Origin of the sequence: Actinomadura darangshiensis, from assembly GCF_004349235.1 — a bacterium.
Lineage (GTDB): Bacteria > Actinomycetota > Actinomycetes > Streptosporangiales > Streptosporangiaceae > Spirillospora > Spirillospora darangshiensis.
Genome location: NZ_SMKY01000424.1, coordinates 1 through 6,030 on the forward strand (window position 1 = coordinate 1; position 6,030 = coordinate 6,030).

Here is a 6,030-nt window from a genome sequence, read left to right on the forward strand (position 1 = left end):
GCGGCGGGGTGACGACGCCGTTCTCGGCGGGCGGGGCCGGCTTCTCGTCCTTCCCGCGGCCGGCGGAACCGCGCAGCGGCAGTTCTTTCAGCAGCAGCACCGCGAGGAAACCGACCAGCCCCACCGGGATGCCGACGAGGAACACGGTCTGCAGCGAGTTGGTGAACGCGTCCTGGATGATGTGGACGACCGGCGCCGGCAGCTTCTTGATCTCCGCCGGCGAGCCGAGTTCGGTCCCGCCGCCGCCCGCCGGCATGGGGATGCCCGCCGCGCGGAAGCCGCCGGCGATCTCGTCCGCCACCCGGTTGGTGAGGATCGCGCCGAACGCGGCCACGCCCATCGCGCCGCCGAGGTTGCGGAAGAACGAGACGCCGGACGTCGTGGAGGCCAGGTCGCTGGGCGCGGCGGCGTTCTGCGCGGCCAGGATGAGGATCTGCAGGCTGAGGCCCATCCCGATGCCGAGGACGGCGAGGTCGGCGCCGACGAGGATCTTCGGCGAGTCGGTGTGCAGCAGCGACAGCAGGTACATGGCGGCCGCGATGCACAGCAGCCCGATGACCGGGAAGATCTTGTAGCGGCCCGTCCGGGTGACGATCTGCCCGGAGCCGGTGGACATCACGAGCATCCCGAGGACCAGCGGCAGCGTCATCAGGCCGGACGCCGTCGGGCTCATCCCCTTGACGATCTGCAGGTACTGCGGCATGTAGATCATCACGCCGAACATCGCCATGCCGACGCAGACCGAGATGAACGCGGTCAGCACGAACGTCCGGTTGCGGAACAGCCGGGGCGGCAGGATCGGGTCGTGCGCGATGCGCTCGGCGACGATCGCGAGGACGAGCAGGAGCGCGGCGGCGCCGAGCAGGATGTAGGTCCAGTTGGAGTTCCAGGCGAACTCCGTCCCGCCCATGGACAGCACCAGCATCAGGACGGCGGCGCTGCCGGTGATGGTGAACGCGCCGAACACGTCGACGCGGGTGTCGCGGCGCACCTTCGGCAGCTTGAGCACCTTCTGGATGACCAGGAAGGCGACGATCGCGAGCGGGACGCAGACGTAGAAGCACCAGCGCCAGCCGAGGGCGTCGGCGTCCACGATGAACCCGCCGAGCAGCGGTCCGGCGACGGTCGCGACGCCGAACACCGCGCCCATGTAGCCGGCGTAGCGGCCGCGCTGCCGGGGCTCGACCACGTCGCCGAGGATGACCTGGGCGAGCGCGGACAGGCCGCCGACGCCGAGGCCCTGGAACGCGCGGGCCGCGATGAGCTGGCCGATGTTCTGCGACAGCCCGGCCCCCACCGACGCCGCCACGAAGATGATCAGCGCGGTCTGGAACATGAGCTTGCGCCCGGCGATGTCGGACAGCTTGCCCCAGAGCGGGGTCGAGGCGGTCATGGTCAGCAGTGACGCGCTCGCGACCCAGGAGAGCTTGTCCTGGCCGCCGAGGTCGCCGACGATCGTCGGCAACGCCGTGGCGACGACCGACGTCGAGATCATCGACGTCAGCATCGCCATCATCAGACCGGCGAGGATCTCCAGGATCTGACGATGCGTGTACTGCGGTCTCGCTTGCTCTGGCGTCACCGGGCCGTGCGACGCCACGCTCGCTTGAGCCACCCTGCCCCCATGCGGACGAATGAAATACCTGTGCTTTGCATGTATCTTATGTAGACGCTTGTTTACTTGCAACTCGTTGGATACTGGACACGCACCGTCACCGACAGCCGGGAGCTGGGGGATGCAGGTCGAGGACGAGCGCGCCGAGCCCGCGGGGGGCGCGGCGGCGCGGCGCCGCAAGCGCGACCGGGAGGCCACCCGGCGCCGCATCCTGGACGCCGCCCGCGACCTGTTCGGCGAGCACGGCTACGACGGCGTCACCGTCCGCATGATCGCGGCCCGCGCCGAGGCGAACATGGCGCTGGTCAACCGGTACTTCGGCTCCAAGGCGGCACTGTTCGGCGAGGTCCTGGCCGGCGAGTCGGTGATCCGCGGCGTCATCGCGGGCGCCCCGGAGGGGCTGCCGCGCCGGCTCGCCGAGCACTTCGTCCGGCAGATCGACCAGCGCGCGGTCACCGCCATGTCCCGGATGCTGGACCGGTCGGCCGGCCACCCCGAGGTCAAGGAGATCCTGCTGCACTACCTGGAGGACGTGATCGTCGAGCCGCTGGTGGCGCAGCTGGAGGGGCCGGACGCCCGCGCGCGGGCGCTGCTCGCGTCCACGATCATCATGGGCGGCGGGCCCGTCCGGCGGCTCCTCGGCCTCAACGACCTGCGCGCCGCCGACCCCGCCGAGCTCACCGACCGGCTCACCGCCATGTTCACCGCCGCCCTCGCCTCGTCCGTACATCCCCGGTCGTAACGGGACGGGCCGGCGTACCGCGGCGGGCGCAGCGAAGATCGACTCCGGGGCGGAGAAGGCGGCCGCGCGGCGCGCATAGGGTTGCTGACCATGAGGCCGGCGGGCGCGCTCCGGGCGCGGTGGGGCAGGACGGGACGGTCCACGCGCTGGGCGGCGGCCGGTGCCGCCGTCGTGCTGGCGGGCGGTGCCGCGGCCTGGGGCGCGACGGCCGGCGACGCCGCGCATGTCGAGACGTCGTCGCAGCGCATCGCAGTCGTCGACGGCCCCAAGGACGACCAGCGCGTCACGCTCGACACGACGTTCTACAAGCCGGCCGGGGCGTCGAAGGGGCCGGCGATCCTGCTCGCGCACGGCTTCGGCGGCAGCAAGCGCGACGTCGCGGACGAGGCGCGCGGCCTCGCCCGCGCCGGGTACGCGGTGCTGGCCTGGTCGGCGCGCGGGTTCGGGCGCTCGTCCGGTGAGATCGCGCTGAACTCCCCCGACTACGAGGTGAAGGACACCCGGCAGCTGATCGACTGGCTGGCGCGGCGCCCGGAGGTCCGGCTCGACGGGCCCGGCGACCCGCGCGTCGGCATGGCGGGCGAGTCGTACGGCGGCGCGATCGCGCTGATGACGGCCGCCTACGACAAGCGGGTGGACGCCATCGCGCCGCAGATCACGTGGAACAGCCTGCCGGACGCGCTGTTCCCCGATGCCGCCGCCGGCGCGGAGCCCGCGGACGGCGTCTTCAAGAAGCTGTGGGCGGGGCTGTTCTTCACGGGCAACGCGGGCCGGACGGCCTGCGGGCGGTTCCTGCCTTCGTTGTGCGACATGTACCAGGACGTGGCGGCGAAGGGGCGTCCGACCGAGGCGGCGATCTCGACGCTGCGCCGGTCTAGCCCCGCGTCCGTCGCCGACCGGATCAAGGTGCCGGCGCTGCTCGTCCAGGGGCAGACCGACTCGCTGTTCCCGCTCGGCCAGGCCGACGCCAACGCGCGCGCGATCGCGGCGAACGGCGCCCCGGTGTCGGTGGTGTGGTTCCAGGGCGGGCACGACGGCGGCGACCCGGAGACCGAGCGGGTCCAGGGGCTGGTGCGCGACTTCTTCGATGCGCGGCTCATGCGGTCGGCGAAGCCGTCCCCGGACGGTTTCACGGTGACGCGGGCGGGCGGGCTCGACTCGTCCACCCAGGAGGTCGTCGTGGACGAGGCGACGACCCGGCGGTATCCGGGGCTCTCCGGTGATCCGTCGGCCCTGCCGCTGCGCGGGAACGAGCAGACGATCTTCAATCCGGCGGGCGGGTCGCCGACGTCGATCTCCGCGCTGCCCGGGCTCGGGGCGCTCGGGTCCTTCGGCTCCCTGGGCGGATCGCTGGGCGGGCAGCTGCCGGCGGACATGCCGGGCCAGACCGCCGCGTTCGACACGCGTCCGCTGGACCATCCGCTGTGGCTGACGGGCGCCGCGAGCGTCCGGCTCAGGGTGACCGGCGACGGGCCGCTGTTCGCGAAGCTCTACGACGTCCCGCCCGGCGGGTCGGCCGCTCCGGCGCGGCGGCTGGCGGCACCGTTCCGGGTCTCCGGCGGCGCGCGCGGAAGCGAGGTCACGGTGACGCTCCCCGCGATGGACTACCGCTTCGACCGCGGCCACCGGCTCCGCCTCGTCATCGCGACCACCGACATGGGGTTCGCGACGCCCGCCGAGCCTTCGTCCTACAAGGTGCGGGTGGTCTCGCCGCTGACCGTTCCTTCCGTCCCGTCGCTGGAGACCGCCCCTGCGCCCTTGCCAGTCTGGGTGTGGGGGCTGCCGGTCGCGGGCGTCGCACTGGCGCTCGCCATCCTCCTGCCTGGACGTCGCAAGCGCGGCGCCGAAACGGACAGCGATGTGCCGCTGGAGATATCCGGCCTAACGAAGGCGTACAAGAACGGGCATCTCGCCGTCTCGGACCTGTCGTTCAGGGTGGAGAAGGGACAGGTGCTAGGGCTCCTGGGCCCGAACGGTGCCGGCAAGACGACGACCCTGCGCATGCTGATGGGACTGATCCACCCGGACTCGGGCTCGATCCGCATCTTCGGGCACCGCGTCTACCCGGGCGCACCCGTGCTGGCCCGGCTCGGCTCATTCGTCGAGGGACCTGGCTTCCTGCCACACCTCTCCGGACGCGACAACCTGGACCTCTACTGGCGCGCCACAGGCCGTCCCCTGGACGAGGCCCACCTGGAGGAGGCGCTGCAGATAGCGGACCTGGGGTCGGCGCTAGACCGAACCGTCCGGACGTACTCGCAGGGCATGCGGCAGCGCCTCGCCATAGCGCAGGCCATGCTCGGCCTACCGGACCTCCTCGTCCTGGACGAGCCGACGAACGGCCTCGACCCGCCGCAGATCCGCGAGATGCGGGAGGTGCTCGTCCGGTACGCGGCGGCCGGGCGGACGGTCATCGTCTCCAGCCACCTGCTCGCCGAGGTCGAGCAGACCTGCACGCACGCGGTCGTCATGGCGAACGGCCGCCGCGTCGCCGCCGGCCCGGTCGCGGAGATCACCGGCTCGGGCCGCCGCCTGGAGGACGCGTTCCTGGAGATCATCGGGGAAGGGTCATGACCACCTATCACGTCCGGCGCACGCTGCCGCTGCGGGTGGAGGCCGTCCGGCAGTTCCGGCGCCGCCGCACCCTGGTCGCGTTCGCGATCCTGCTCGTCCTGCCGTGGGTGCTGGTCGCCGCGTTCAAGCTCGGCGGCGACCCGGGCCGCCCGGACGGCCTGCCCAGCCTCGTCGACACCGCCACGTCGTCCGCGCTGAACTTCGCCCTCTTCGCCCTGTTCGTCTCGACCGGCTTCCTGCTGGTCGTCGCGGTCGCCCTGTTCTGCGGCGACACGGTGGCGAGCGAGGCGAACTGGTCGTCGCTCCGCTACCTGCTCGCCGCGCCCGTCCCGCGCGCCCGGCTGCTGCGCCAGAAGCTGATCGTCGCGCTCTCCTACGCGGTCGTCGCGGTGGTCAGCCTGCCGCTGATGTCCCTGGTCGCGGGGACGGCCGGCTTCGGCTGGGGCGCGGTCGAGCTGCCGACCGGCGGGACCGTCCCGGTGAGCACCGCGCTCGGCCGGATGGCGATCATCGTCGGCTACTCCCTCGTCGCGCAGCTCGTCGTCGCCGCGCTGGCCTTCCTGCTCTCGGTGACGACCGACTCCCCGCTGGGCGCGGTCGGCGGCGCGGTCGGTCTCGTCATCGTCAGCAACATCCTGGACGCGGTCACGGCGCTCGGCTCCTGGCGCGACTTCCTCCCGACGCACTGGATGTACTCCTGGATGGACGCCCTGCAGCCGCAGATCCAATGGGCCGGGATGGCCAAGGGCACCGCCGTCTCCGTCGCCTACGCGGTCGTCCTGTTCGCCTTGGCCTTCCGCCGCTTCCGGACACGCGACATCGTCTCGTGATCACCTGATCACGGTGTGCGCATAACATCTTCCTGAAAATCGGTCGAACGGGCAGTGTTCGTCGCATAAGCTCAGCGAACCTCGCGGCCTCCGGCCGCGTCATAGGAGGTAGCAGCTCGACCGGCGGGTTAAGTCAGGCCCGATGGGGGGAGATGATCACCATGGCACGGCAGCAGCTCCTTCAGCGCCCCCTGCCCGGAGGTGACGGGCACGACGTCCACGGGCAGCGCGTCGAGCACGGCCGCGAGGGCCGTGAGGTTCTCCTCGCG

General features: G+C 71.9%; 4 protein-coding genes. 3 read left to right on the forward strand and 1 reads right to left on the reverse strand.

The genetic code is table 11. The features are described 5' to 3' along the window. Positions 1–1,582: MDR family MFS transporter (locus E1293_RS43450; protein WP_341770253.1), on the reverse strand; the 1,582-nt coding region annotated here is incomplete at its 3' end. A gap of 154 nt (positions 1,583–1,736) precedes the next feature. Between E1293_RS43450 and E1293_RS43455 the strand changes: the two genes are divergently transcribed. The 3 genes from E1293_RS43455 to E1293_RS43465 all read left to right on the forward strand — a co-directional run bounded on the left by E1293_RS43455 (position 1,737) and on the right by E1293_RS43465 (position 5,761). Further along, positions 1,737–2,357 (forward strand): TetR/AcrR family transcriptional regulator, encoded by a 621-nt coding sequence (locus tag E1293_RS43455; protein ID WP_132205440.1) that lies wholly within the window; start codon positions 1,737–1,739, stop codon positions 2,355–2,357. Positions 2,358–2,447: 90 nt separating this feature from the next. Further along, the gene (locus E1293_RS43460; protein ID WP_132205442.1) at positions 2,448–4,931 is read left to right on the forward strand and encodes an alpha/beta fold hydrolase; all 2,484 of its coding nucleotides are present in this window, start codon (positions 2,448–2,450) and stop codon (positions 4,929–4,931) included. After that, positions 4,928–5,761, forward strand: a complete 834-nt coding sequence (locus E1293_RS43465) for an ABC transporter permease (protein WP_132205444.1) — start codon at positions 4,928–4,930, stop codon at positions 5,759–5,761. The genes E1293_RS43460 and E1293_RS43465 overlap by 4 nt, the downstream gene beginning before the upstream one ends. Positions 5,762–6,030: the final 269 nt, after the last annotated feature.

Bases quoted from the DNA above. Each gene is read 5' to 3' on its own strand.
- E1293_RS43465 (WP_132205444.1), top strand. From the start codon at position 4,928: ATGACCACCTATCACGTCCGGCGCACGCTGCCGCTGCGGGTGGAGGCC.
- E1293_RS43460 (WP_132205442.1), top strand. From the start codon at position 2,448: ATGAGGCCGGCGGGCGCGCTCCGGGCGCGGTGGGGCAGGACGGGACGG.
- E1293_RS43455 (WP_132205440.1), top strand. From the start codon at position 1,737: ATGCAGGTCGAGGACGAGCGCGCCGAGCCCGCGGGGGGCGCGGCGGCG.